Annotated in this window: 22 protein-coding genes and 2 tRNA genes; 18 read left to right on the top strand and 6 right to left on the bottom strand. The window is 45.6% G+C overall.

Features of this window, described 5'->3' with window-relative positions; all coding sequences use genetic code 11:
• Positions 1–22 precede the first annotated feature (22 nt).
• Positions 23–379 (top strand): winged helix-turn-helix transcriptional regulator, encoded by a 357-nt coding sequence (locus ACFVTB_RS23240; RefSeq protein WP_387754655.1) that lies wholly within the window; start codon positions 23–25, stop codon positions 377–379.
• 10 nt (positions 380–389) lie between these two features.
• On the opposite strand, the gene ACFVTB_RS23235 is transcribed toward ACFVTB_RS23240, so the two are convergent.
• The 4 genes from ACFVTB_RS23235 to ACFVTB_RS23220 form a co-directional block, all read right to left on the bottom strand.
• Positions 390–788, bottom strand: a complete 399-nt coding sequence (locus tag ACFVTB_RS23235; RefSeq protein ID WP_387754652.1) for a hypothetical protein — start codon at positions 786–788, stop codon at positions 390–392.
• Between the two features lie 138 nt (positions 789–926).
• On the bottom strand, positions 927–2,033 hold the full coding sequence (locus ACFVTB_RS23230) for a saccharopine dehydrogenase family protein (RefSeq protein ID WP_387754650.1): 1,107 nt from the start codon (positions 2,031–2,033) through the stop codon (positions 927–929).
• A gap of 64 nt (positions 2,034–2,097) precedes the next feature.
• The gene (locus ACFVTB_RS23225) at positions 2,098–2,553 is read right to left on the bottom strand and encodes a MarR family winged helix-turn-helix transcriptional regulator (protein WP_387754647.1); all 456 of its coding nucleotides are present in this window, start codon (positions 2,551–2,553) and stop codon (positions 2,098–2,100) included.
• A gap of 23 nt (positions 2,554–2,576) precedes the next feature.
• Positions 2,577–3,140: a TetR/AcrR family transcriptional regulator gene (locus ACFVTB_RS23220; RefSeq protein ID WP_387754644.1), complete on the bottom strand. Its 564-nt coding sequence runs from the start codon at positions 3,138–3,140 to the stop codon at positions 2,577–2,579.
• Positions 3,141–3,327: 187 nt separating this feature from the next.
• Between ACFVTB_RS23220 and lpdA the strand changes: the two genes are divergently transcribed.
• From lpdA to ACFVTB_RS23155, 13 genes are all read left to right on the top strand, one after another.
• A complete protein-coding gene (gene lpdA, locus ACFVTB_RS23215; protein ID WP_387754641.1) occupies positions 3,328–4,719 on the top strand; it encodes a dihydrolipoyl dehydrogenase in 1,392 nt (463 codons plus the stop codon).
• A gap of 39 nt (positions 4,720–4,758) precedes the next feature.
• Positions 4,759–5,391, top strand: coding sequence for an HlyD family secretion protein (locus tag ACFVTB_RS23210; RefSeq protein ID WP_387754638.1), 633 nt, complete (start codon positions 4,759–4,761; stop codon positions 5,389–5,391).
• Positions 5,375–6,547 carry an ABC transporter permease gene (locus tag ACFVTB_RS23205; RefSeq protein ID WP_387754636.1) on the top strand — a complete coding sequence of 391 codons (1,173 nt, stop codon included), beginning with the start codon at positions 5,375–5,377 and terminating at the stop codon, positions 6,545–6,547. Before ACFVTB_RS23210 ends, ACFVTB_RS23205 begins: the two co-directional genes overlap by 17 nt.
• 339 nt (positions 6,548–6,886) lie before the next feature.
• On the top strand, positions 6,887–8,506 hold the full coding sequence (locus tag ACFVTB_RS23200; RefSeq protein ID WP_387754633.1) for an ABC transporter substrate-binding protein: 1,620 nt from the start codon (positions 6,887–6,889) through the stop codon (positions 8,504–8,506).
• Positions 8,503–9,492, top strand: coding sequence for an ABC transporter permease (locus ACFVTB_RS23195; RefSeq protein WP_387754630.1), 990 nt, complete (start codon positions 8,503–8,505; stop codon positions 9,490–9,492). The genes ACFVTB_RS23200 and ACFVTB_RS23195 overlap by 4 nt, the downstream gene beginning before the upstream one ends.
• Positions 9,489–10,355, top strand: a complete 867-nt coding sequence (locus ACFVTB_RS23190; protein WP_387754627.1) for an ABC transporter permease — start codon at positions 9,489–9,491, stop codon at positions 10,353–10,355. Before ACFVTB_RS23195 ends, ACFVTB_RS23190 begins: the two co-directional genes overlap by 4 nt.
• Positions 10,352–11,107, top strand: a complete 756-nt coding sequence (locus tag ACFVTB_RS23185; RefSeq protein WP_387754625.1) for an ABC transporter ATP-binding protein — start codon at positions 10,352–10,354, stop codon at positions 11,105–11,107. The genes ACFVTB_RS23190 and ACFVTB_RS23185 overlap by 4 nt, the downstream gene beginning before the upstream one ends.
• Entirely contained in the window at positions 11,104–11,877 is a 774-nt protein-coding gene (locus ACFVTB_RS23180; RefSeq protein WP_387754623.1) for an ABC transporter ATP-binding protein, read from the top strand. Before ACFVTB_RS23185 ends, ACFVTB_RS23180 begins: the two co-directional genes overlap by 4 nt.
• Positions 11,874–12,947, top strand: a complete 1,074-nt coding sequence (locus ACFVTB_RS23175; protein WP_387754620.1) for a pyridoxal-phosphate-dependent aminotransferase family protein — start codon at positions 11,874–11,876, stop codon at positions 12,945–12,947. Before ACFVTB_RS23180 ends, ACFVTB_RS23175 begins: the two co-directional genes overlap by 4 nt.
• Positions 12,937–14,082, top strand: coding sequence for an amidohydrolase family protein (locus ACFVTB_RS23170; protein WP_387754617.1), 1,146 nt, complete (start codon positions 12,937–12,939; stop codon positions 14,080–14,082). The genes ACFVTB_RS23175 and ACFVTB_RS23170 overlap by 11 nt, the downstream gene beginning before the upstream one ends.
• A 335-nt stretch (positions 14,083–14,417) precedes the next feature.
• Positions 14,418–14,493: transfer RNA gene (locus tag ACFVTB_RS23165), tRNA-Ala, on the top strand.
• Positions 14,494–14,897: 404 nt separating this feature from the next.
• Positions 14,898–16,766 carry a beta-ketoacyl-ACP synthase III gene (locus tag ACFVTB_RS23160; RefSeq protein ID WP_387754614.1) on the top strand — a complete coding sequence of 623 codons (1,869 nt, stop codon included), beginning with the start codon at positions 14,898–14,900 and terminating at the stop codon, positions 16,764–16,766.
• Positions 16,763–17,656 carry a DUF6999 family protein gene (locus ACFVTB_RS23155; protein WP_387754611.1) on the top strand — a complete coding sequence of 298 codons (894 nt, stop codon included), beginning with the start codon at positions 16,763–16,765 and terminating at the stop codon, positions 17,654–17,656. Before ACFVTB_RS23160 ends, ACFVTB_RS23155 begins: the two co-directional genes overlap by 4 nt.
• Before the next feature lie 2 nt (positions 17,657–17,658).
• On the opposite strand, the gene ACFVTB_RS23150 is transcribed toward ACFVTB_RS23155, so the two are convergent.
• Together ACFVTB_RS23150 and ACFVTB_RS23145 are read right to left on the bottom strand one after the other, a co-directional pair.
• Entirely contained in the window at positions 17,659–18,366 is a 708-nt protein-coding gene (locus ACFVTB_RS23150) for a sterol desaturase family protein (RefSeq protein ID WP_387754609.1), read from the bottom strand.
• Between the two features lie 689 nt (positions 18,367–19,055).
• Positions 19,056–19,643 (bottom strand): NAD(P)H oxidoreductase, encoded by a 588-nt coding sequence (locus ACFVTB_RS23145; RefSeq protein ID WP_387754606.1) that lies wholly within the window; start codon positions 19,641–19,643, stop codon positions 19,056–19,058.
• Between the two features lie 167 nt (positions 19,644–19,810).
• Here ACFVTB_RS23145 and ACFVTB_RS23140 point away from each other — a divergent pair, with 167 nt between their 5' ends.
• The 4 genes from ACFVTB_RS23140 to ACFVTB_RS23125 all read left to right on the top strand — a co-directional run bounded on the left by ACFVTB_RS23140 (position 19,811) and on the right by ACFVTB_RS23125 (position 23,524).
• A complete protein-coding gene (locus ACFVTB_RS23140) occupies positions 19,811–20,155 on the top strand; it encodes a winged helix-turn-helix transcriptional regulator (protein WP_387754603.1) in 345 nt (114 codons plus the stop codon).
• 129 nt (positions 20,156–20,284) lie between these two features.
• Positions 20,285–20,358, top strand: a tRNA-Ala gene (locus ACFVTB_RS23135).
• Between the two features lie 793 nt (positions 20,359–21,151).
• Complete coding sequence (locus ACFVTB_RS23130) at positions 21,152–22,147, top strand: hypothetical protein (protein ID WP_387754601.1); 996 nt, start codon at positions 21,152–21,154, stop codon at positions 22,145–22,147.
• Between the two features lie 63 nt (positions 22,148–22,210).
• Positions 22,211–23,524 (top strand): SEC-C metal-binding domain-containing protein, encoded by a 1,314-nt coding sequence (locus ACFVTB_RS23125; RefSeq protein WP_387754598.1) that lies wholly within the window; start codon positions 22,211–22,213, stop codon positions 23,522–23,524.
• The last annotated feature ends 1,584 nt before the right edge of the window (positions 23,525–25,108 follow it).

Raw genomic sequence — 25,108 nt, 5'->3', positions numbered from 1 at the left:
AGATACTATCTAAAAGGAGAGAGTGGAGCTGAACAATCAGGAAGGAAGTTTGGAAGAAGTAAATGTTGCGCCATTTTCTTATGCAATTTCATTAATTGATGGCAAATGGAAGATGCATATTTTATTCTGGATATGGAAAAAAGAAATTCTTCGCTACGGCGAGCTGAAGCGGGCGCTTGGAAACGTCTCCCATAAAATGCTGAGTACCCAGTTGAAAGAACTAGAAGCGGATAACCTGCTTATTCGTACAGAATATCCGCAAGTTCCGCCAAAGGTAGAATACGCATTGTCATCGAAAGGCTTCACGTTGATGCCTGTGCTGGAAATGTTGTGTGCATGGGGGAAGGAGCATAGTGTGGACGTTGAGGAGAGAGGGTGACTCCAAGAAATTAATCTTTCTCAATGGCTATTCTGAATGCTAGCAGTGTCGCGACAATCGTGATTGGCGCAAATATCCATTGTTCAGCAGAAACATTAGAAGCAAAATTTCCAATTGTGTTCAGAAGAAAATAGACGAAGATGAACCATACGCTGACCTGAATCGTTCTTTTGAATTTATTCGTTTTGACAATATTGATCCTTAGAGAGATTACCCATATAAATACGAGTGTTAATAATAAAGATACTGCCTCTAAGATGACAAACGATGAAAAATCGTTGATTTGCCCGCCCCAAACGATTTCATAAGGGACGACTCTCAATAAAATGAGTACATGAAAAACAGTCAGCAATATTAAAAAACTGATGAGCAACTGCCCTGACAATCTTGCGCTGATGAGTTTTTTCATTTGATTTCCTCCACGGATCGTTTTCTAAAATCATCCAGATTTTAACACGCCGATTAGGCATACTCAATGCAAAAAATAAGCACAGCGCAACTGAATAGGGGTTGCGTTTTTTGTTTTGGTGGACTGCTTTTCACATGCTCATATTCCTTTAGATCTAGGCAAGCTGGGGTCAAGTATTACCTGAGATGACGTAAGGGTTATATCGTGCAAGGCCTCTTCGAAAAATCCATAGTCGAACAACTGCTCAATATGAAAAACACCGTGCGGCACTTCGGACGTGTAAAGCTGCTTTGCCAAAAATGCGGCTACTTTTGCAGTGACCTCAGCCTCGTGAATACCTTGCATGAAGCATTCCGCATGCGCCAGCTGCCCCTGTTTCTTGCCGATCGCATCCACTTTTAAGGCGAACATGGGCTCTCCTATTTTTATCGCACCGAACTGTTTTACGGTTAAATCTCGTAGCCATGATATATTCAGCAGTTTAAAAGCTCCAAGCCTTTTCAGAAAGCTCATTCCCCAGGTCAGAGCGGCATGATCAAAGCAAAGCCGTGTTGAAACGCTTGGGACTCGAAGGGTGCGAGGCAAGATATGCTGATCTGCAAAGTTAAAGCGATAGGCTGTGCGAGTGCCCAGTGTGCTGCCGAAATCTGTTTTTCGCCCATCGGCAAAGCTTGCGACGCGCACTTCTTTCCCTTGATTGATCTTATGAAAGTTGAATCGCATGTTATCAATCGTCCATTCAATGGCTGCTTTGCCGTGTGAATCGCCCAATCCCAGCATGAGGGAGATGTTAATTTCCTCAGTACCATCCAGAAGCTGAGAGGCACGGAGCGATAACAGGTTCGTTAAGCCAGGTGCGAGACCGACACTAAGCACCGCAGTTGAACCATTGGCGGCTGCTAGCGGATGAAGCTGCTCGACTTGAGACAAAAAACGATAATCCGCTGAGATGTCGATGTACCGAATGCCTTGCAATAAACATGCTTGAACAAAAGCTGTGTTTTGCTGATCCAGACACATGATCACAACTTTTACATTAGATAACAGCTGTGCATCAGGAGCCTCATGAATGTCCATTCGCATAGGCTGAACCTTGCCCTCTGTGGCCTGGCTGAACGCTTCTGCTCGCACTAACGTTTTTCCTGCAGCGTATACTTTGCCTGGATAGCTCCGGGCTAGCTCCTTGCAGATCGTTTGTCCTACATGACCGTAACCGCCAATAACGATGATTTTATCTTTCAGCATGTTGTTTCCTCCAAATGGTGTCATTCCATATAGTTTAGAAACTAAACTAAATATCCAAAAAAATTTATTTGCTCAGCATATGATTTAAAATGTTTATACTTTTCTCGAAAATTTTTATTTCTTGCTCGCTGAGCTGCGATCTTAGCTGATCATAGAAAGCGCTGTGAACCGCTTCGTGGGCTTTATAAGCCTCTTTTCCGTTCTCAGTGAGAGACAAGAGGGAGCTTCTTGAATCTTGTGGATGGGGGGAACGCATCACCAGCGATTTCGCTTCTAAACGGTCGATAAGCTGTGTGATTGCTCCCTTCGTCACGCCAAGCCGCGCCGCTAGTTCGCTCATGAGTACGGCACCGTCATAGCCGATAGCATCAATGGTATGAATCTCACTAGGCGTTAACTTGCCCACGCTGCCAAATGTATGAGGCTGGCGCTCTAAACGCCTAAGCTGCATGATCAATCGGCCTAAGTTTTTACTTCCTTGGTTGCTTTCATCGTTGGGATAACTCGTTTCTTTTGTCATAAAGGTAGTTTAGTATATAAACTTTATTTAATCAACCCCATAGCATTCACCTTGCCAGCGGCTAACAGTCCGTCGCTTAGCTCGGAATCACTCACCGACCTAGCCAGTACAATTGTTCCGACCATGAGGCTGATGACAGCATTGCCTGTAGCCTGATCGATTTTCGCCAGATCGCAAATAAAATCGATCATTCGCTGCAGCTCTTGCGTGAACACTTCACGCACTTCTTCCGAAGCCCGCGGTATTTCACCGGAAAGGGAGGGGAGGATGCAGCCAATCTCTGTTTGATCCCGATGATACGAACTTAAATAAAAGTTAATCACAGCATCGATCTTCGGATTTTCTCCCGCCTGATCTGCTGCCTTCTGCAGCAGTGCTATGGTATCGCTTATCGCATACCGGCAAGTTTCCGAGACCAGCTGCTCTTTATTGTCAAAGTGCGAATAAAATCCCCCATGCGTTAGACCTGCCCCCTTCATAATGACCGGGACGCTGATCTCACGAATTCCGTTCGTGCGAAAAGCTTTGGCAGCACTTTCGATAATTCGGCCGCGAACTTTTAACTTATGACCTTCAGGATAGGGCATTCCGTACACGCTCCTTCATACAAATCTAATCTTTAAAATATTATAGATATCATAATTAAGGGTGTCAATTTTCATTAATTAAAACGGTTCCTAGCAAGACAGAATAAGAGAGGCTATTGACGATTTTAAAATATGATGATTATAATATATTACGTTCATAATATTTTAGGTGGGAGGCATACAAAAAATGATCCAATTAGAATCGGTTGATACTTTGGTCATCGGATCAGGCCCGGGAGGTTACGTGGCAGCGCAGCGATCCGCACAGCTTGGGATGAAGACGGCGGTTGTCGAACGCAGCCAGGTCGGCGGAGTGTGTACCCATGTTGGCTGCATCCCTTCCAAAGCACTGATAGCGGAAAGTCATCGCTTCCAAACACACAGACAATGGAACAGTGCGGTGGGGGCAGCTACTTTCGACGAGGCGCAGTCCTTCAAGCAAGCGGTAGTGAACAAGCAGTCGGGCGGCGTTCAATTTCTGTTGAAAACAGCCGGAGTTACGTTCCTCCAAGGTGACGCAAGCTTCATTGATGCGCATACGGTGGCGGTCAAACAGCAGGACACTGAACAACGAATTTCATTTAAAAATGTTATTTTGGCCACGGGTTCCCGCCCAATTGAGCTTGCGGCGCTGCCGTATGGCGGGCGCATTCTGTCGTCGACGGAAGCATTGTCGCTTTCTAAGCTTCCAGAAAGCCTGGTCGTTGTTGGTGGAGGTTACATCGGTATTGAACTCGGTCAGATGTATGCCAAATTCGGCACGAAAGTGACCATTCTCGAAGGAGGCGAGCAAGTGCTTCCCGGATTTGAGGCGGATCTGGTCGCACCCGTAGTCCGGCAGTTGAGCAAAGACGGCGTAACAGTTATTACGGATGCTAAGGCAGCAAAAGTCGAACAGGATGCGGACGGCCTAACGCTCCATTACACGAAAGGGCAGGAGCAGCATTCCGTTCGAGCAGAGTATGCATTAGTGACAGTGGGCAGAAGACCGAATACGGATGGGGAGTTAGGTCTTGAACGCATTGGCTTGCAGGTTGCGGCCAGAGGACTGATTGAGACGGACGAACAGTGCAGAACGCAGGTTCCACATGTTTACGCGATCGGGGATATTCGAACTGGTCCGGCTCTTGCCCATAAAGCTTCGTATGAAGCGAAGGTTGCGGCGGAAGCCATTGCAGGGAAACCTTCCATTATTGATTACAAAGCCATTCCGCTTGTCGTTTTCTCCGAACCGGAGCTGTCTAGCGTTGGACTAACGGAGACAGAGAGCAAGGAGAAAGGCATTCCAGCGATTACGGGCAAATCCACATTCGGCATTAACGGAAGAGCCCTTGCGCTGAAAGAGACGGAAGGATTTGTGAAAATTGTAGCGGATCAATCTTCCGGCGTTATATTGGGCGCACAAATCGTTGGAGTAGAAGCGTCATCGCTTATATCGGAGCTGGCATTGGCCATCGAGATGGGAGCGACAGTCGAAGATATGGCGATGACCATTCATCCTCATCCTACTTTGGGTGAAGTGATGATGGAGGCTGCGGAGAACGCGGTTAGAAAAATGACGATCAACCATAAAAATTAAAAATATATGGGTTCTTTCAGGGAGAGGGAGAGACATTACATGAAGCAAAAATGGATTTTATATGTTGTGCTTGCGCTTGTATTGGTTGCAGGAGGTTCGCTGCTTGTGGCAAAAGGAACAGATGCGGTGAGCAGGGCCGAGAATCGAAAGCAGGGCGTACTGGATGCCGAATCGAAAACGATCTTTTATAATAATAAGCCAGGCACCATAGAGCAGGCGAATGCGGCGACAGGCGATCTTGTTAAAAAAGGCGATGTGCTGTTCAAAGTGAAGTCTGCGGAAGGCAGCGAGGAAGAGGTTCTATCCCCAGAAGACGGACTGATTTACCGAGTTGCTGTCAAATCCGGAGAGCAGCTTATGCCGGGAATGCCCATTGCCGTTGTGCAAAAGACCGAATACTATACGGACCTCTACGTACAGGAAAGCCAAATTGAAAAGCTTAAACTGAACCAAACCGTCAAGATTCATTTCCCTTATCTGGACCGTAAGATCGAGGTGGACGGAACTGTCGCTTCGATTGCGGCCGCTCCTCAGTTTGCCAGCTTGCGCATGACTAGAGAGAAAGGGCAAGCAGACGTGAGCATGTTTTTAGTCCGTATTTCCGTACCTTCGAATGCTGATCTTCTTCCGGGTATGACGGCGGAGGTGGATTTCGATGAAATCGCTGGCTGAGGAGTGGAAGTACGTAGCGGGCAGCAAGTTTCTGATCATTATTTTTGTAGCCCCGCTAATTTCGGCTTTGTTCTTCGGATTAATGTTTTCGAAAAATCAAATCAATGAAACCCCGGTTATTGTCATCGATGAGGATCACAGCTCTTACTCACGGCAGTTAACCGCTAAAATAAATGCATCGCAATATATGAAGGTCACGAATGTATTTTCCAGTCGGATGAATCCCGATACGCTGCTGGCTAACGAGAAGGCCGTAGCCGTTATTATCCTTCCTGACCAATTGGAGCTGCGCAGAGCGCAAGGAAAGTCATCCAATATCGGTGTCTTAATGGATAACACGATGCCCTCTGGGCTTACTGGCATTAGAACGGCTATTCAAGAAATCATTACGACGGAAAATATGACGATATCCATGACCGGACTCGCTCAACAAGGGATGGACGCCGAAACGGCCAGGGGCATTGTCTCTCCCTTATCGCTCGTCCAGCGAATGCTGTATAACCCGACGACCAGCTTTATCGGTACGATGGTGATCGGATTTGTTAATATTGTCGTATTAATGATATTGACTGGCGCTGCAGGTTCCGTCGCCCCTCGTCTTCGCAAAGAAGGGAAGTTGTTCGCGAATGGCACCTCGCCTGCTCAGCTGTGGGTTCGCAGCGTGCCTTACGCCGTGCTTAGCACCATCTCCTTGCTCTTAAGCTATGGTTTGCTGAAGCAAGTAGGCGGCTTGCGATTTGAGGCGAAGCCTTATGTATTTATTATTCCTTTGCTGCTGTACTCCTTTGCCTTATCCCTGCTCGGGATGGCGCTCGGTTACACAGCTAAGGATGTGTCCAAAGTCGGCTCGCGGATGAGCGTCCTTCTGTACCCGTCGTTCCTTGTTACCGGTATTCAATTGACTCCGCTTGCGCTGCCGGCTTTCTTCCAAGTCACGGCATGGGCGCTGCCGATGAACTGGCTGAACCGATTGATTCGCGGAATGGCGTTTCGGGATGGGGCTCTGACGGCTTATAGCTTAGAGCTAGGGGCATTGCTCATTATTATTGGGGCCGCATCGTTATTGATCGGACTTATGGTAATGCGGGAAGCGAAAAAATCAAATTCCTTAGCCGAACAGCATATAGATCTGGGAGCATTGCCAGTTACTAGTTAAAGGAAGCGAAACCCTGACATAAGACTAAACAAAATGCCTTCGGGCACCTATCTATAATAAAAATCGGTGAACGCTGATTACCAATATGGAATGCAGAGAACGGCAGAAATGCCGTTTTTTTGTTTTCTATTTTCCGTATAATTACTCAATTACCTTGGAAAATTAAAGGGAGGTTGGATCAAGAAGGATGAGCTTCCTGAAAGGCGAGAAGCCGCATAAAATCGGGCCTTTGGAAGGTTTTGGACTCAAAAAAATTTTTATTTGACAGGAGAAAAAGTGTGATCCATAATGTAATCCATACTAATCACATATGATTTGTTTACTAAAGGAGGATTTGGAGTGTCTACATTATTTTCATCACTGAGAAAGTCGTTTCTGGTCGGGCCGTTAGTTCTTGCTTTATTGATTATTGTAGCAGGCTGCTCCGGTTCGAATACGGGCTCAAGTCCAAATTCTACGGAGAGCCCAAGTGCAAATACAGGCAACAATCAAAGTACGGATGGGGGCAAACCTGCGATCGGCGGCACCTTTACCTACGGACGTCCGGCGGCCGTTAATTCCTTTGATCTGCATAATCAGATTACATCGAATAACGCGTTTGCGATTGATAAAGTATTTGAACCGCTTGTTGCCTTTGATAACAAAGGCGAGATCGTCGACTGGCTGGCTAAATCGCATAGCATCAGCGAGGATGGTCTGACGTATACGTTTGTGCTTCGCGATGGCTTGAAATTCTCGAACGGCACTGAAGTGACAGCCGAGGACGCGGTGTTCTCGCTTGAGCGTCACCTGAAGGTAGGCGGACCGCTGGCTATTTCGGCACAGGTTGCTTCGGCCAAAGCGCAAGACGCCAAAACATTAGTAATCACTCTCAAAGAGCCTTACACGCCGTTCATTTCAGAGCTGAGCAATTTCTCTAATGGCATCATCCCGAACAACTTCGGCGGCGTTTCTGAAGAAGAATTTTTCAAGAAGCCTGTCGGTACTGGTCCGTTTGTCGTTGAGAAATGGGACCCAGCCGGCGATGTGACCTTCACTAAGAATACGAACTACTGGCAGGAAGGCAAGCCGTATATCGACAAACTGGTCTACAAGCTTATTGAAGACGACAGCCAAGCGATCAATCAGCTTAAAGCTGGAGAAGTAGACGCCATTGAAACGTTAGCGCTGCAAAATGCGAACGAAGTGAAAGCAGGAACCGATACCGCTGTGCTTACGAACGGAAGCTGGGTAACGGAGCAGCTGTTCTTTAACACACTGGATCAGCATTTCTCTGATGTTCACGTTCGCCGAGCGCTGGCGCTGGCGATTGACCGCAACGGCTTGACCCAAGCGCTTACGTTTGGTTTTGCGAAACCGGCCAATTCCTTGCTGCCGCCGGCAATTCCATACAACACGAACGATTCGATTAAAGCGTTAAACCTTGATGTCGAGGCAGCCAAGGCTGAGCTGGCTAAATCGAAGTTCCCGAGCGGGTTCAGCACGAAGCTGCTGATTGCTTCCGGCAACAGCGCCCGTGCTCAAGAGGCGCAAATTATTCAAAATGCGGCAAAAAGCATCGGTATCAACATTGAGATTGAACAGGTAGAGCTGGCGACATTCCGTGAGCGTTTCTTCAAATATGACTTTGCTGCGATGTTGAACAGCGGACAGGCGGATTCCCCGGAAGCCAATTCGATTCTGGCCTTCCAGACTGATCCGAATGGGTTTAGCAAATCGTACTGGACGCACTATACGAATGAGGAAGTAACTAAGCTTCTGTATGAAGGCCAGAAAACGTCGGATGGCGCGGGCCGCGGCGAGATTTACGCCAAGCTGCAGCAGATTCTTGCAGATGAAGTGCCTTACATTCCTTTGTACTATCCTGATATTCTGATTGGCGCCCGTTCTTCCGTGGATGGCCTGGTGGTTCTTCCGAACGGCAGTCTTCGCTTTGAAGATGTTCAACTCAAAAAATGATTAAATCAAATACAGAGATAAAGCCATCCGTTAAAGGGGATTCATCGCGCAGATGGCTGACCCAGGCGCTGCTTCGAGCAGCGCTTGTCGTTATCTGCGTGGTGACAGCCGTCTTTTTTCTAATCAGAATCGTACCCGGAGATCCTGCCAAGATGATCTTGGGAGAATACAGCACGCCCGAGGCTATTGCCAATATGCATCACACGCTCGGACTTGATCTTCCAGTCGGTGAACAGTATGTTCGGTTTGTGAAAAATTTAGTGACTCACGGGGACACCGGAGCTTCGATTATTTCCGGCACTTCTGCCAGAGAGCTGATTGCGGATCGTGCTCCTGTTACATTGCTGCTAATTGTGATGGCCAGTCTTCTGGCCATCCTTCTTTCACTTGTGCTGGCTATACTCGCGGCAACCAACAAGGATAAGCTGCTGGATCATTTGATCCGCATTTTTCCAACCATTACGCTGGGGATGCCGGTGTTTTGGGTAGGATTGCTGCTCATTCTGCTGTTTGGCGTTCATCTGCGCTGGTTTCCTGTAGGAGGCGTGGGTGAGGGCTGGACGGGAATGCTGCATAGTCTCGCACTGCCAGCTATAACGGTAGCTTTTACACAAATTCCTACGCTGGTCAGGTCCCTTCGGGCACAAATGCTGGAGGTATTGGAGTCCGATTTTCTCGTGACCTTAAAGGCTGCGGGCATTCCGAGAAGGGTGATCCTGCTGAAGCATGTGCTGCGCAATTCCGCGCTGCCAACCTTGATGCTGCTTGGGGTAAATATCTCTTATCTGATCGGCGGAACGCTGGTTGTTGAACAAGTATTCGGGATCAAGGGAATCGGTAGCTTGCTGTTCTCATCGATTTCGAAACGGGACTTTCCGGTCATCCAAGGCATCGCGCTTTATTGTGCGATCGCTGTCGTGATCATCAGCCTATTGGTCGAACTGGCTTCCTGGCGGCTTGACCCCCGGACGAAAGGAAAACAATGAAATCTACTACATTAGACCTGCCGTTGCATTCGGATATTCAGCGCAAAAGCACGTTTCAAAGAATACTAAGCACGCCCTCGCTTGTCGCGGGAGGCATTATGCTTCTTTTACTGGTCGGCTTAGCTGTATTGGCGCCTGTCATCAGCCCTTATCAGCCTAGCGAGCAAAATCTGTACGCGATTCTGAAGCCGCCGTCGGCCGAGCACTGGTTAGGAACCGATCAGCTTGGGCGGGACGTATTTTCAAGGCTGATTTATGCCGCCCGGAGTGATCTGAAGATCATGGTGCTGGCTGAGATCATCCCTTTTTGCACAGGTGTATTTCTGGGGATGTTAGCGGGGTACTACGGCAAATGGGTGGACAGCGTCATCTCTCTGGTGACCGATACCTTCATTGCTTTTCCGTTCTATTTGATCGTGATTATCGTTGCCTTTGCCAGTGGCGCTGGACAGAGGGGGATTTACATTACTTTTATTTTAGTCGGATGGATTGTGTTCGCTCGGGTGACGAGAGGGCTCAGCGCCTCTTTCCGCAAGCAGGAATGGATCGCTTCGGCACAAACGCTCGGGCTTTCCGGCGTGAGAATTATTTTGCGCCATTTGCTGCCTAACGTCTTGCCGCAGGCGGTTGTTGTACTGATGACGGATATGGTGGGGCTGCTCGTAGCCATTGTTACTCTTGGTTATCTGGGCATTGGTATTGCGCCTCCGACTCCGGACTGGGGAACGATGATCGCAGACGGACAATCCTTTATTACTACAGCATGGTGGCTTTCGGCCGTTCCTGGGTTCGCAGTCGTCTACACGGGAATTGCTTTGTCCCTTACGGGTGATGGCCTGGCGGATTTGTGGAGGAGAAAATGAGTGCTAGTCCTATCTTGGAAGTGGAAGAACTGTCTGTTGCCGCAGGGTCCAAAACATTAGTATCGGGTGTAAGCCTTACGCTGGACAGAGGCGAGAGCCTGGGGCTTGTCGGAGAGTCCGGTTCAGGCAAATCGCTTACGCTGCGTGCCATATTGGGGCTGCTTCCTCGTGGTGTGGAACAAGTGGGCGGAACCATTAGAAATGAGGTTCGTGCGGCGATGATTTTTCAAGATCCGCGCAAATCGCTTGATCCACTTTGTCCGGTTGTTCGCCAAGTGGAGGAGGTTGTCTATTACAGGCAGCGAGTAAGCCGTAAAGCTGCACGTACCATTGCGCTGGAGCTGTTGGAAATGCTGGGGCTTCCGGATTCCTTGAAAAAAACGGATCGCTATCCAAGCCAACTGTCAGGCGGTCAATGTCAGCGTATTGTTATCGCGATCGCTTTGGCATGCAAGCCTGGAATTCTGCTCTGCGATGAGCCGACGACAGCCCTTGACGTTACAGTGCAGCAGCAGATTTTAGAGACGATTACCCGCTTGCAGCAAGAGCTGGATTTTGCGATGGTATTCGTTACCCATAACCTTGCGATTGCCGCGACCCTATGTTCCAAGCTTTGCGTCATGAAACAAGGCAGTATTGTAGAGCGCGGGGAAGCCTTGAGCCTTTTACAGCATCCGCAGCATCCATATACCCAAATGCTGATTGAGTCCGTACTGCCTTTACCCGAGCTTGAAGGGAGTGCAAGCGTATGAGTACGGGACTGCGTATCGAAGATTTGACCGTTCATTATGATCATTTTACTGCACTCGATAAAATAAGCTTGGAAATTCAGCCGCATACGACGCTAGGTCTTGTCGGCGAATCCGGTTCGGGCAAGTCTACGCTTGCACGGGTGATCGCCGGATTGATCTCTCCTGTACAGGGACAGGTGCTGCTTGGCTCGCATGTATTAGGGAAGAAGCGAAGCCGGGAGCAGCATAAGAAGATCCAGATGATCTTTCAGAACCCAGACTCTTCTTTCAATCCCAAGCATACGATCCGGCAAATTCTTGCCGAAGCGCTGTTGTTCCATAAAATTGTGGACCGTTCACAAGTGGACAAAAGATGCAAGGAGCTGCTCGCGAGCGTCCGTATGGATGAAAGTGCGCTTGACCGATATCCGCATGAATTTTCTGGGGGGCAGCGTCAGCGTATTGCGATTGCCCGTGCTCTGAGCGTTGAGCCGAGCATACTGATCGCCGATGAACCTACAAGCGCGTTGGACGTTTCGGTCCAACTGAGTATTCTTGAGCTTTTTAACAAGCTAAAATCGGAGCTTAATCTGACGATGTTGTTCATCTCCCATGATCTTGGCGTCATCCATGCAATCAGCGATAACGTTGCCGTTATGCGCCAGGGACGACTGGTTGAGGTGAACACAAAGGAGCAATTTTTTACCCGACCATCGTCTTCCTATAGCCATGAATTATTATCTGCCGTTCCTAAAATGCCAACATCCCATATCTCAGGAGGGTTCTCATGAGTCAACAGCGTCAAGGATTCGTACCACTTACTCTATCGGAGCATGACCGTCTCACGGAATTGCTGGCCAGACTACTGTCTACGAAAGAGGCAGCGGTCATTATTCCGGGTGAAGCCATTCTCGGCATTGAGGCCATTGCTGCTGGCATCTCTGCGCCTGGGCGGAGGATTTTGAATGTTGTGACAGGGCCGTATGGCGATATTTTCGGACAGTGGCTGGAGCGCGGCGGCGCCGAGGTTATTGAAATCAAAGTTTCGTTCGATGAAGTTGCGACAGTGGAAACCGTGGCAGCAGCCATTGAACAATATAAGCCCGTTGCTTTGTCCTTCGTGCATGCTGAATCGGTTACTGGAGGGACAAACCCTACGGAAGAGATTCTGAAGGCTGCTCGCAGCGCCAACCTCATAACCATCGTAGATTCGGTTTCTGCGATTGGGGCGGAGCCTGTGTTGCTTGACGAGTGGGGCATCGATTTTGTAACAATTGGGGCGCAAAAAGCGCTAGCCGGTCCGAACGGCGTCAGTGCTGTAGGAATCTCCCCGCGTGGCTGGGACTTCATCGCCTCCAATGAACGCGCACCGCGGAACTCAATCCTTTCCTTGCTTGATCTGAGACGCTCATCCGATACGAAGGATTCCTCCTTCCGTGTTCCGGCTAACATTCCGGTGCTGGAGGCAAGGGCGCTCATTGAAGCGCTGGAGCGTATTGAAGAAGAAGGGTTGGAAGCCGTTCACCGTCGGCACCGTTTCGCTTCATCGGCAACAGTCGCCGGTTTGGAAGCACTTGGGCTTGAGCCATGGCAGGTCAATGAGGGCAACTATGCTCCGTTGAATACGACTGTTCGTATTTCCAAAGATAGTGCCCTGGATATCGCTCAGCCGATCGGCATCGTCGCGCCTGGAGATGGAGCGATGCTCCACCAATTGCTGCGAATTAACCATTACGGCACCAATGCTAGTCGGCACAGTGTTGAACAAGCGCTCACAACTCTTGCCGAGCTTACAGGCCAAGATCCAGCAGCGGCCATTGCCGCCGCGCGGTCGATCTGGGAGGGTGCCGATGAGCATTAATTCCCAACACGAACAGACCTTCAGCCATATTTTTATTGCAGGCATTGCAGATAAACGATTTGATATCACGATAAAAAACGGTGTTTTTTCATCTATAGTTGAGTCGAGTATTGCCTCACCTTTGCAGCCCTCCGATTCTGGCAGAGATCTGTGGATTGCTCCCGGCGTCATTGATTTGCATACCCATCTGGCTTGGACGGACTTCGATCATGACGACCAGTTGAAGCGTGATTCGCAGGAGATTGAAGGGCTGCAAGCACAAGCTTTTGAAGCAACGCTGCGGACAGGGGTGACTAGCGTACGTGATGCCGGTGGACTTGCGCCTGCAACTGTGGAGCATATCCGCCAACATTATGGACAGCCTCTAAGTGTCCACACCTGCGGTGATATGCTAGGAGCGGGAGATGCGCGGGGGCCTGAATTTTTACAACAGCGAGTTCAAGAGATTGTAGCTTCCGGGGCGACCTGGATCAAAATTCTTGCAACCGGAGGGCTGGGCTCGCCGTCAGAAGCCGTGTTGAATCCTGTCTTTACGGAGGAAGAATTTGCAGCCATTGTGCGCGCTGCGCATGACTTAGGTGTGAAGGTTCTGGTGCATGCCTGGGGCGGAGCGGCGCTGGATTGGTCGATTAAATATGGGGTCGCCTCTATCGAGCATGGCATGTTTATGACAGAGGATCAGGCTTACCGGCTGGCTCAGTCTGCAACAGCATTTGTGCCTACAGTGTCCATCTACCGGATCGCCGCTGACCCATCCAGTGTGCTGGCGTTGAATCCGGTTCTATGTGAACGGGCAGCCCGTGCCGCCGAAGCTCACCCGAAGGCTGTAAGCTATGCGAGGAAAGCAGGCGTTCGCATTGGCTTCGGCACCGACTATGCCACCCCAATGCTGCATGGCACCAACTTGGACGAGTGGGAAGCCCTAATCGACTGCGGGTTGACACGCGCAGAAGCTTGGCACGCCGCTACAGCGGCGGCTGCCGATATTTTAGGTTACGGAGACAGCCTCGGGCGAATCGCCGAGGGCTTCATAGCCGATGCGATTATCTTTGACGGAGACCCTTATCAGGCGGAGAACGCCAAGGCATTGCAGGAGAGTATTGTTTCGGTGATTAAGGGTGGAGTGGAGAAGTAGCGGTAGAGAGGAAGAGGTGTTTTTCTGCTGCTGCTAATGGAAGAGTATTGCGGGAAGCCATGGAATCAGTTGATTTCATGGCTTTTTTGAGTGCGGTCAGCTGGGGGCAAACGGGCTGAATCGTTTGCTTTCTCGTTATTCTGAGATGTTTGAATGCTTGGGAATCGCCATGCGGACCCGTATTTACAGTGGTGCAAGAAGACGGAGGCTATAGGGACTATCCGCCCATTGTAAATGTTCAAAATTTTTACAGAAAGTGTTGACAGTGGGGGATTATTTTTGTAAGATATAAAAGTTACTTGAAGGAATTAAGGTGACAATTAGACAAGTCCTATGGGGCCATAGCTCAGCTGGGAGAGCGCATCGCTGGCAGCGATGAGGTCAGGGGTTCGATCCCCCTTGGCTCCACCAAACACGAAATTATAACACGCCAAATCTGGCGTGTTTTTTTGTGTTTGGTGGAGCCCATTAAGGGGGCGAACCCCGGGGTTCAGTCCGCGCGGACGAAGCGAATGAGAAGGAGCACGGCGTCTGAATCTACCGTAGCGGTCGTCATCGGGGAATGGGCTTCGTCGGTAACAATCAAGATTCGGACATCCCAAGATGGACTAGTGAGTTAAACGAGCATAATCCCCAAGGTTCCATAATGTAAAAAGCCTTTAAACACAATGGTGTTTAGAGGCTTTTTCATTTCTTTGCATTACTTGACTATGTCATTCATTGCATTTTATCATATACCAACTAAAGGAAATTGCTGAAAGAAGTCGAATATCCTTATTTAATAATTTATGTTCAATTTTGAGATGGAGGATATCATGAATCCTGTATACATAACAAGCATTGGTAAATTTTTGCCGGGAGACCCCGTAAGCAACGATGAAATAGAAGAGTTTCTGGGTAAAGTCGGCGGCAAAGGATCGAAGTCGATGCGCCGCATTCTGGAGCAAAACAAAATCCGATATCGGCACTACGCCATAGATAAAAACCAAAGCAGCTTGTTTAGCAATGCGGAAATGGCTCATTTAGCGATACGCGATGCTTTAGATAAAAATAAAGAGGAACTATTCGATCAAATTGACTTTTTAGCGGTAGGCACAACCCAAGGGGACCTGCTCGTTCCCGGGTTTGCCAGCATGGTTCATGCCGAAACCGGATTGCCTGTAATGGAAATTGCAACTCACCATGGCGTTTGCGCCAGCGGCATGCAAGCACTCAAAAATGCGTACCTGCAAATTCAATCCGGAGAGAAGCGAGCGGCCATTTCCTGTGCCAGCGAATTTCCAAGCCGTGTATTCAAACATACCCGCTTTGAAGCACAAGCCAAGTTCATGGAGCACCCTATTCCTTTCGATACGGATTTCCTTCGGTTTATGCTCTCTGACGGCGCGGGAGCAACTGTACTTCAACCTAAACCGAGCAGTAAAGGGTTATCTTTCAAAATAGAATGGATCGACAACAAATCTTACGCGAATCTGTATGACGTATGCATGTATGCCGGCATAAATAAAGAAGATTCGAACGGTCATCTAGCTAGTTGGCTCGATTACTCTTCAATTCACGAAGCGGCCGACATTGGGGCTGTCAACCTAAAGCAGGATATCCGCCTTGTCAATGAAATGCCAAAGGTCGGCGTAAAACGATTTTTTGAGCTTGTTGAAGAAGGTAAAGTTCACCCATCGGACATTGATTGGATGGTGTGCCACTACTCTTCGCATTTTTTTCGGGACGAAATTTTTCGGCTGATGGAACTCGGAGGAATGACCATTCCAGAACACAAATGGTTTACGAACCTATACACCAAAGGGAATACCGGTGCCGCTTCGATCTATATCATGCTGGAGGAATTGCTGAATGAGGGTCATCTCAAGCCGGGTGAAAAGGTGCTATGCATGGTGCCGGAGAGCGGCAGATTTCAGACCTCGTACATGCTGTTGACGGTCGTCGGTTCTGATCACGCAGCCAACGCACAACTTCAGGAGCGGCAGCCGGAGGCACCCCATCTGAAATATGATGAAACGAACTGGCTCCAAACGTCTCTAGTCCGTCAATTAATCAATATCTGGATCGATTTCGAGCAGAAGCTAGCTCACGTTCCAATTATCCATAAACTGTATCGAGGGAAATTTACTATAGAAGATTATAAACTGCTTATGGAAAATATACGTCAGCAGGTAATCGATGGATCGCAGTGGATCGCGCGCGCCGCTTCCTACATTTCAATTGATCATATCGATTTAAGATCGATGTTTATCGCTCATGCCCGCGATGAGCACCGCGATTATCAGATCCTGGAACGAAATTACACAGCCGTTGGAGGAGACCTTACCGTTATACAGTTAGGCGAGAAAAACATCGGCAGCGAAGCACTCTCCGCCTATTTGTTTCAACGTGCAAGCAAGGAGAATCCGTTCGACTTGATGGGGGCGATGTGGATTATTGAAGGTCTCGGATGCCGAATGGCGAGATATTGGGGGGAAATGATCCGGGATCAGTTGGGCTTAACGAATGAACAAGTGTCTTTCCTACTATATCACAGCGATTCTGACGAGAAGCATTTTGAGCGTCTAGAGGCGGGTATTCAGCATCCGATGCTAACCTCGGACATAGCTGCGCGGATCGTGAAGACTGCTAAAACAACAGCAAGGTTATATTTATTACAATTGGAGGAGCTGGGAAACGTATGAGCCAAACAGAATATTTCACCAAGATGTCTCATGACAAACGGGACCCCAACCCGTTTCTGGCGATCTTTCTGGATCGCAGCATTCCCTTCAACGAGGAGGCGAAAGCCGCTTATCTGAAAGACTGCTCAAGCAGGTCGAGGCAGTTCCTTTTGCCGTTATTAAGGCCGCTGGCCCGATTGTCTATCATTCTGATTCAAATTTATAAAATCGTGTTGCCCAAAGCATTTACTTCATCCAAGAGACTTCATCAATTTTTGTATTGGGGTATGAAAACATTCGTTAGTGCAGATGCGAACTATATGATCCTTCGTCATTTCTATCTCGGTTCCGAAGTGCTTCAGTTCATACGCGATAATGTGCCGGGCATTCAGGTAGAGATGAATCCGCTAAAACCGACGAATCTTGACCCCATAAAGGATGATTTGTTTCTGAACCACGACCTGAACTTGTATAATTTCATCATCAATCTAAATAAAGAGCTCATCGCAAAAAATATTGACGTCGTCAAGCAAGATCACCTCAATTTTGACGCGATTACGACAAGTCCGATCCCGATAGAGCCAATGCCCAACCGGTGGACCAATTTTCTCGATCTCACAACGGCCATCGAGTGTTTTACACCGGCCTACCAGATCTTCTTAACGGACAACGATTTTTGGCGTGCCACAAATTCGCTGCAACTTGATGAAACAGTAGGAATTTTAGCATCCAAAATCATTGGTACCAACGACAGACTCGCACTGATCAACAACAAGCATCCAATGGTCCCGCTTACGACTCTTCGCGCCGGATTCCGATTAGTGCTTCATGGTCTTGCAACGGAGCAGCTCCATGCGTTGTTAGTCGAGTTAAAGCATGCACAGGATAGCAAACTTACACAGTCAATTTAGGTTTAAGATAACTTCCTCTCCTTTTCCTGAATGTGAGTGGAGAACAACAAGTCGAAATACGGGAGGAAAAACCCATAGTTTCCTGTATTTTTGCTGTGATGATAGCTGTGACGCCTAGTAAAGCTTAGCAGGCTCCTCATCGTGCGCTCTGGGAAAAGATCGAAATTATAATGACCGAGAACATTCAATATCATGCTCATCAAAGGCAGTGTCAGCAGTGATAGAAAGGAAAACGAATACAATATTAGCGCCGTGGTCATCACGCTGCCTAGCAGCAATGCCTCGGCAAAGTGAAAACTGTATGTGGAGTACGAAGTGGGCGTGACGGATTGGTGATGCAAATAATGGACATGCTTATACAGCCATTTGGTATGCAACAATCGGTGACATAGATAAAAGTGAATCTCATTCCATAGAAATAGCGCGATAATCTCTATAGGCAATTTCCACCAATTGAAAGTCCAAGTCACATGAAGAATTCCATGATTAATCAAATATACGGTAAAAAGAGTGATAAGACCGAACATTACTATGGATATTAGCGAGAACACAATTTCTCTTTTTTGCTGTTTTATCTTTAACGGCCGACTATCAATAACTTTACCTTTAGCCAACTGGGTTAACCGATGGCCCATCCACGCCCCGCCAAAATATAAAACAAGAAACCCGGCAACAGTCAAGACAAACACGAACGCATAATTCATTTCCATATGCTACCCCCACGGTATGTCATGCTTACATCACATACTCATGGAAAGTATATCAAATTCATATCAATTCTTACAGAGCAATCTGGTTTAATTTCCCTCTCAAACTGACAGGTTGATAGCCATTATTTAGAATTTTTCACGACAAATGAGAATGTGATATGGTAGTGAAACCAACCAACGTGGGAGAGCGCATCGCTGGCAGCGATGAGGTCAGGGGTTCGCCCGCGCGCAGGGAGTGACCGAGATGCTTCGAAGAGTTTGCATCAAACGGACGAGCACGGTGTCTGAATCAACCTTAGCGATCTACTTCATTGAGTTGGCTGTGCTAGCAAATTTAATCAAGATTCGGACATCCCAAGATGGATAGGCGAGTTAGAGCGAGCCTAATCCCCCTTGGCTCCACCAACATCTTAGATACAAACGGCAGATATTGCTGTTTTTTCATTAACATTCAGTGTGGCAGCGCTAATGCATGGACCGGAATATTGATTGGCATTATAAGGATATTGGTGTTCTTCTCGCATCTCTGAGTCAAACTATATTGGAAAGTGAAGTTACCCTCGAGACTTATCTCCCTGGGCGTCACCAAACAAATAAAATCAACCACGCAATCTGGGTGTGGTTGATTTATTTGTTGTTTGGCGGAGCTTCGTCAGCTATGCAATTGGATATTAGACAACCCTACGAAATTAAACGATGTCAGCTATTGTGTTGTTGTAATTCAGTCCGAGTTGATAAGCTTGCTCCAGCAGTTGCTCTTGAACTTCTGGGTTTGGATCCAAAGTGTTATATAGTAATTCAACCTTACTGTTTGAAATGCCGCAATAATTGGCTATTCCTACATTTAAATGATGGTATATCATATTATCATATTGCCTCTTCGCAAGGCCTTCTTTGGTATCTGCCGCTAGACCAAGCCAAAGCACTTGACGATGATGCAGTTTGTTTGAGCCGTATGCAAAATCTTTGTTCCACACCCGATCAATATATCCCTTCAGCATTGCGGGTACACTGAACCACCAAACTGGGAATACAAATGCAAGAGCATCATGTTTCTTCATACGTGCTATTTCAGTCTCAACTTCAGGGGAGAAAGTTTTAATGGATGACCAATCGGGCTCATCTGCTGGACCTAACACAGGATTAAATCCGATGCGATGCAAATCCAGCACTTCGGTCTCATGGCCTGCATCAGTTAGGCCTTGCGTGAATTTATTGGCAACAGCAAAGGTTAAGGAATCCGCCCTTGGATGTGATACGACAGTCAATACTTTCATGATACAGCACCTTCCAATCTCTACTTTTTATATTGGATTATGATACAATTGAATTATGCAGTATGGTGTAAAAGTCAGCAATAACGCACTTTTTTGTTCTTATAGAACCATAAGGTTCTTTAGGTACCGAAAGGTAACTACAATACTTTTTAAAGGAATGTTAGCCGATGCAAAACCAACCGATAAAGGAATATAATATCCCTGCAGAAGCGACGCTAGAGGTAATCGGGGGCAAGTGGAAGCTGTTAATTTTATGCTATCTAAATTGCGGGCCGATGCGATCGAGCGAGTTCAGGAAGGAAATTCCTGATATATCTCAAAAAATTTTAACCCAGCATCTTCGGGAGATGGAAGAAACGGGCATCATCAACCGAACGGTATATAATGAAGTACCGTTAAAAGTTGTCTATGAGTTGAGTGAATTAGGGAAGTCTTTGAAGTCGATATTAGACCAATTGGGTGAGTGGGGGGAGCATTACATCAATGCTCGAAAAAGTGAGAAGCTGTTTTGAGTTAAGGTAGTGTGGACAACAACGGGAGGTGGATATCTTCGTTGAATTGTGTAGTGTGAAATTAGCTCAGCTGGGAGAGCGCCATGTAGCATTCACACACCCAGCAAAATGATGAATTAAATATCGTGGGGAATTAGCTCAGCTGGGAGAGCGCATCGCTGGCAGCGATGAGGTGAGGGGTTCGATCCCCCTTGGCTCCACCAAATAAGACATTCAACGCAACCTGTAAAGGGTTGCGTTTTTTTATTTGGTGAATTGCCAAGGGGGAGATGAGCCCCTATAGGTTCGCCCGCGCGCAGGGAGTGACCGAGATGCTTCGAAGAGCTTGCATCAAACGGACGAGCACGGCGTCTGAATCTACCTTAGCGATCTACTTCATTGAGTTGGCCTCGAAAGCAAATTTAATCAAGATTTGAACATCCCAAGATCGATAGGCGAGTTAGAGCGAGCCTAATCATCCTCGGCTCCATCAAAAATAAACCTTGTTGCACGGCGATTTCCCGATGCTTTTTAATTTTCTGTAGGCTTTAGAAACCGGTTGAAAAACCTTCGTGGTCACAGTATGGGAATAACGCTTTTAAGGTGCCCAGCATTTGATTACCTCTCGACAGGTCTACCTATCTGTTTAGGTATCATGGAAATGATATATGATTATTTTGTTGAAAATGCTATAAGTACAATCTCAGAATGTTTATTTGGTAGTAAAAATGTTTAATATTGATAGAATATGTATAATGAAGTGGTTCTCCAGTTGGATAAGCCTACTTAGTGACATTAGGATGATTGGATAATTATTAATCTTATGGGAGGAGGATTTGCGAATTCGTAAAAGATCCTTAGACTGCAATATGTGATTCGAAGAAGTGAATTAGCAGACAATCCTGCGAGCTAAGTCTTCGACCCAGTCGCTAGGCGCTCTTTAAGCCTCTAGGAATCGTGAATATTGAGGACGTTATATGAAATTCGAATTCTATTCCATGTTAAGAGGTGATAGTTGTGGTAAATATAGACTTAGACTATTTTGCTGTAGAATGTGCAAATGGGCACCTAAATGAATGTATATATTATGTATGCAAGGAATGTGGTATATCGCTTGAGAATCAACGACAAGATGTTGATCCGTATGTTGAATCTCGTAAATTGTTATTGGGGAACGTATTATCAAGCATTGAAATTAGAGAATTAGAATATAAAAACTTAAAAAAAGAAATTAGAAAAGGTATAAGAATTAAGAATTTCCACGAGAATGAAATAGGAAAAACTTCTGAGTATATTAGTATACTAAGTAATGAATTAAGCTTTGACATTTTCTACTCAATTAATATAACTCAAGAGGGAATTAAGTTAGTTGAAACGGCTGAAATTATTAATAAAATAGAGACATTCATGATTAAATTATATGATCTATTATGTGAAGTTACTTTATTTGAGCCTACTAAAGTATTTAGAAATATTCACAAAAGGCTTTTACTTACAGTTATTGCGTACAAGGAGTCTGTTGTTGAACTAATTATGGCAACAATTGCTATGAACGTTGACGATGCTATGAAATTGAAAGATACCTCAAAAGTAAAGTTGGATAATTCAGAACAAGAAGTAACAATACTTGGAAGTATATTTACTGCTCATAATATCGGAAATTTAACTGATTTGTTTCAGAATGGTGAATTGAATCACTCAGCTATACTAGGAATGGTATGGCAAACATCCAATAATGGAACGATTGAAGAGAGAATTAGTGATGTGTGCAAGCAAACCAGTTACTATTTTCGATCAATTTTATCTAGAGATAAAATGCACTATTCAAATGATGATCTATTGCAGCTGTCTATCTATAAGTATGTTGGTACTATAGCATTTGATGATGAAAGTTTCTTTAGAAAGGTGAGTACTGCATACAAAACTTATGAGAAAGCTTTCGAAAAGAATAATAGTTTAGTTAGGGAGTTCCTTAATCGATATACTGAAAAATACAAGTATATGTCCAAATAGTTAAGTGACCTTTCAATAGCGATTGGATTTGTTTATGGTAATAATCCTTCTGATCATGTTCTTATGACAAACGGACTGAAATGGTATAAAGATCTATGTGAGGGAATATATCGTGATTCCATGATTTTTCTATTATTGGCAAATTACATAGATAGAGACAAGAGTTTTGATATCGATGAATTAATTGAATGGACCGGATTTGGTGATATTTGTGGTCAGCTTGCATCGCAAACAAAGTCTAAGCTTAATTACTTTGTTGAAGGTGTAGATAGTATCATACGTCATTCCGAAGCTCATGTAGACTATGATATAGATATCGACATGCAAATGGTAATACTAAGGAACAGACAAAAGAAAACTAAAACTATCTCGACTAAAGAGTATAGATTTGATGATTTCTTCGACCAGATGAATCTACTAGCTGAGACAGTGTTTTCATCGATTGCAGCGTTTACGGTATTCCTAATTAACAACAAGTATCAAATTGATAATGTAGATTCTTATTTTGAAGAAGATGAGGTGACAAACAAATCACTTGGAGTATACGCTCTATTGAGTTTATATGGTATTTTGATAGATCAAGAGAATGAGAATGACAGCGCAATGGAGTTATCTGGTGTGTACATTGGAGAAGTTGAACAGTTCTCTTTTGAGTCGATCCGAGCAATTTTTGCACCATTAGTTCAGGCAAAACCTCATTTAACCGATGTTAAACTAGAATTGAGTGATAATAAAGGAGAAAAGTTTGGGCATATTAAAGTCAGAACGGACTATATTATAAACTCATTTAATGAAAACGGAATCAAAAAAGATTTTTGGGTTTTAATGTATATGCTCTCTACTAAAATTGAAAGTATATATGAGTCTGATGAAGTAGAGAATAAGAACGATGATAAATTTATATCAAGTATTATTCAACTCATATTTCCTACATTAAAAGAAATTGATAATGAGAAAAAAAGAATTATTCGAACTGGAAAAGTTTGTACTATTGAATTTGGTTGGATAATTGATCAAATAAAATATGTTGAAATGATTGCAGGAAAATACTTAGAGCATTCGTTTGAGCCAAGGTTAATTCGCCATGTAAGTCAAATTTTCAAAAATATTAATGCCGCAATAAATGTAATTATAGAGTACAATTCTAACCCCACTATTAACTTAGATCTTGAATTCAAGAAAATATCGAAAGAAATGATGAATGTAGCACATTGCTTTGAATACTTATCAGGAGAAATTAATGAAATGGAACTTTTCATTAATTATTCAGAGGAAGGTAAGAACTTGTACAAGAACGTTACGGTTAATTCACCTTGCCCTTGTGGTAGCGGGAAAAAATACAAGAAGTGTTGTAAGAAGTATATACTAAGGAATTAGAACATCAGATAACACGACAGTTTCCTACACTCCTTCCGATGACACAGTCCTTGCGAAGCAAGGATGCGCCACTTTTTCCTATAAGGTGTTAAAGGGAAGGAACGTCGGAAACTGCGGGAACGTTATGTTAAACCCCTTTAACCCATTGATATCAAAGAGTTATAATTATATTTAAGTCAGGAGAGAATTGTTAGAAGAAAATAATGGTAAGTTAATGTTATATTGAAGTGCGACTGAAAGAGCCTTGTCCCACAAGGCCTTCTCTCGCAATTCCTCTAACATACAAATCCCTATCGCTCTACTGGCAGCGATGAACCCCTATAGGTACGCCCGCGCGCAGGGAGTGACCGAGAGACATCGAAGAGTTTGCATAAAACGGAGGAGCACGGCGTCTGAATCAACCTTAGCGATCTACTTCATTGAGTAGCTTCGTTAGCAAGTTTAACCAAGGTTCGAGCGTCCCAAGATCGATAGGCAAGTTAGAGCGAACCTAATCCCCCTTGACCCCATCAATACCGAAATTATCTGTAGAAAAAATAGAACCGAACAAAACGAAGAGCCCTCGGAATCGATAAATAAGGGTTTTTTCTTTTGTCTTTTTCTGATGTACGCTTCGATCATCAAATTGGAAATAGCTCAAGACAAGTTCAGCGGCCGCCAATACACCTACAATGGTATTGAGTTTAATGCAGATGGCTATGGAAAGATAAAGAATATCCGTGTGGGGAGTACGGACTATCGAGTCAGAAACACGCTAGCTGAATTAGTAGATTGGTATGGAGTAGAGAATCTGAGAATGTCCTATGGTGAAATTTACATTCGATTGAGTAAGAGCCGAATTATTATGTTTAATATGGCTACATACGATAGCAGTGATCTGTTCGATGGGAATGTTGTTAAGGGAATGGAAATTATTGAACTTGGTGATCGGTTTCATGAGAAGTGGGATCCTATGCGTCCATTAGAGTATCAGGAGGAATAGTTAGTGTACTTAGCGCCCACGCTGCGCTTTTCTTATATGGTGCAGGAAAAATGCAAATTAATGTCGAATACCACCGAAGTTAAAACATGCTGACGTAAGTGCGTAATTGTATTAGGTGGCACGACAGAAGTTCAAGTAGATGGACTATTAAAATGGATCATTATCCAGGATTGAGGTAAGACGTGATAATCGAGTGTCCATACTGTGATTCCAAAGTAGATGGCGTTGTAAAAGGCGAGCATGAAACGTATGCCGACTATGAAAACTGTCCATCCAAACGAGTCCTTTTGGAATGTCCGATCTGCAAAAGCTCATTGCTAGCTCAAACAGAATACTGGCAGATAGGAAATGAAGAATATGAATGGAGCCATGGTGTTAGATTATGGCCTGAGCCTAGAAGAGAATTGTCTTGGGATCTACCTGACACGGTAAGCTTTTCCTTGAATGAGGCAGAGAAATGCTTTAAAGGTAGTGCTTACTTAGCTTGTGCTGTTATGTGTGGGAGAGTGGATTGTCAACATTAAATTAGACAGCTTTTTTAAGGGCTACATGGCGATACTGGACAGGTGTCATGTACCCCAGTGATCCATGAATTCGATGCT

Origin of the sequence: Paenibacillus sp. NPDC058071 (assembly GCF_042885235.1) — a bacterium.
GTDB lineage: Bacteria > Bacillota > Bacilli > Paenibacillales > Paenibacillaceae > Pristimantibacillus.
This window is presented reverse-complemented; position numbering and strand designations above follow the sequence as displayed.

Excerpts from the sequence above, each read along its gene's own strand:
- ACFVTB_RS23125 (WP_387754598.1), top strand. The coding sequence starts at position 22,211 with ATGACAAACGGACTGAAATGGTATAAAGATCTATGTGAGGGAATATAT.
- ACFVTB_RS23220 (WP_387754644.1), bottom strand. The coding sequence starts at position 3,140 with ATGCCCTATCCTGAAGGTCATAAGTTAAAAGTTCGCGGCCGAATTATC.
- ACFVTB_RS23140 (WP_387754603.1), top strand. The coding sequence starts at position 19,811 with ATGCAAAACCAACCGATAAAGGAATATAATATCCCTGCAGAAGCGACG.
- ACFVTB_RS23185 (WP_387754625.1), top strand. The coding sequence starts at position 10,352 with ATGAGTGCTAGTCCTATCTTGGAAGTGGAAGAACTGTCTGTTGCCGCA.
- ACFVTB_RS23210 (WP_387754638.1), top strand. The coding sequence starts at position 4,759 with ATGAAGCAAAAATGGATTTTATATGTTGTGCTTGCGCTTGTATTGGTT.
- ACFVTB_RS23235 (WP_387754652.1), bottom strand. The coding sequence starts at position 788 with ATGAAAAAACTCATCAGCGCAAGATTGTCAGGGCAGTTGCTCATCAGT.
- ACFVTB_RS23225 (WP_387754647.1), bottom strand. The coding sequence starts at position 2,553 with ATGACAAAAGAAACGAGTTATCCCAACGATGAAAGCAACCAAGGAAGT.
- ACFVTB_RS23170 (WP_387754617.1), top strand. The coding sequence starts at position 12,937 with ATGAGCATTAATTCCCAACACGAACAGACCTTCAGCCATATTTTTATT.
- ACFVTB_RS23190 (WP_387754627.1), top strand. The coding sequence starts at position 9,489 with ATGAAATCTACTACATTAGACCTGCCGTTGCATTCGGATATTCAGCGC.
- ACFVTB_RS23150 (WP_387754609.1), bottom strand. The coding sequence starts at position 18,366 with ATGGAAATGAATTATGCGTTCGTGTTTGTCTTGACTGTTGCCGGGTTT.
- ACFVTB_RS23180 (WP_387754623.1), top strand. The coding sequence starts at position 11,104 with ATGAGTACGGGACTGCGTATCGAAGATTTGACCGTTCATTATGATCAT.
- ACFVTB_RS23205 (WP_387754636.1), top strand. The coding sequence starts at position 5,375 with ATGAAATCGCTGGCTGAGGAGTGGAAGTACGTAGCGGGCAGCAAGTTT.
- ACFVTB_RS23175 (WP_387754620.1), top strand. The coding sequence starts at position 11,874 with ATGAGTCAACAGCGTCAAGGATTCGTACCACTTACTCTATCGGAGCAT.
- ACFVTB_RS23195 (WP_387754630.1), top strand. The coding sequence starts at position 8,503 with ATGATTAAATCAAATACAGAGATAAAGCCATCCGTTAAAGGGGATTCA.
- ACFVTB_RS23145 (WP_387754606.1), bottom strand. The coding sequence starts at position 19,643 with ATGAAAGTATTGACTGTCGTATCACATCCAAGGGCGGATTCCTTAACC.
- ACFVTB_RS23230 (WP_387754650.1), bottom strand. The coding sequence starts at position 2,033 with ATGCTGAAAGATAAAATCATCGTTATTGGCGGTTACGGTCATGTAGGA.
- ACFVTB_RS23155 (WP_387754611.1), top strand. The coding sequence starts at position 16,763 with ATGAGCCAAACAGAATATTTCACCAAGATGTCTCATGACAAACGGGAC.
- ACFVTB_RS23160 (WP_387754614.1), top strand. The coding sequence starts at position 14,898 with ATGAATCCTGTATACATAACAAGCATTGGTAAATTTTTGCCGGGAGAC.
- lpdA (WP_387754641.1), top strand. The coding sequence starts at position 3,328 with ATGATCCAATTAGAATCGGTTGATACTTTGGTCATCGGATCAGGCCCG.